The following is a 223-nucleotide window of genomic DNA, read 5'->3' as shown; positions in this document are numbered from 1 at the left end:
GCATTCGAGGATTTCGTGACCGAGGAGGTCCTGAAAGGACGCTCGATCCTCGGCCTCTATCCGGCGACTGACGAGCAGACCAACATCGACTTCGCAGCCTGGCGCGAGAGAACCGGCCGCTGATGGGTAGTTGACGAAGAGCCACGACACCACGAACCTGCAACCTGCCTTGCGCTTCAAAGCGCAGGGTGAAGGTCGTTTGGAGGCACAATGAAGGCGAACA

1 pseudogene is annotated in these 223 nt (G+C 59.2%); it reads left to right on the top strand.

Going from position 1 to position 223, the window contains the following annotated elements:
- Positions 1-123 (top strand): annotated as a pseudogene (locus E4K09_RS30245) (ribonuclease activity regulator RraA); the annotation flags it as partial.
- Between the last annotated feature and the right edge of the window lie 100 nt (positions 124-223).

The sequence above is a fragment of the Microvirga pakistanensis genome (genome assembly GCF_004458765.1).
In the GTDB taxonomy this organism is placed as follows: domain Bacteria; phylum Pseudomonadota; class Alphaproteobacteria; order Rhizobiales; family Beijerinckiaceae; genus Microvirga; species Microvirga pakistanensis.
This window is presented reverse-complemented; position numbering and strand designations above follow the sequence as displayed.